General features: G+C 58.4%; 1 pseudogene. It reads right to left on the bottom strand.

Going from position 1 to position 406, the window contains the following annotated elements:
• Positions 1–122: 122 nt before the first annotated feature.
• Positions 123–263: pseudogene (locus G3480_RS28850) on the bottom strand (transposase); the annotation flags it as partial.
• Positions 264–406: the final 143 nt, after the last annotated feature.

Here is a 406-nt window from a genome sequence, read left to right as displayed (position 1 = left end):
AACACGCGCAACTGGGAGCCCGACACCACCGTCTTGCTCAATCCCGGGAAACCTCTGAAAACGGAGGCCAAAGCCACCTCAAACACCGCATGAAAAATGCGACAACTGTCTTGACACCCGCCGTCATCCGCTCCCGCCAAATGCGCCCGCGCGCTCGACCACTCCCAATCCTCCGGCCGTTGGCACAGACGAGCGCGCACGGGATTTAACTCCACATACCGGGCAGCGGCGATCAAATGCCGCTCATCCATGACAAACGAGTGAGGCTCTTTGTGGGTTTTGAGGACATGGTAAGGTCAGGCATCTGTCTCAACACGTGCTGCCCCGATGTGCCGTCTCAACGACTTGATCGACGAAGAGAAATGCTACGACGAAGTCCGACGGATGCGTTGGCCGCACGCAGTTG

Source organism: Thiorhodococcus mannitoliphagus (assembly GCF_010915725.1).
Lineage (GTDB): Bacteria > Pseudomonadota > Gammaproteobacteria > Chromatiales > Chromatiaceae > Thiorhodococcus > Thiorhodococcus mannitoliphagus.
The sequence above is the reverse complement of the archived record's forward strand: the minus strand, read 5'-3'. Positions and strand labels throughout refer to the sequence as shown.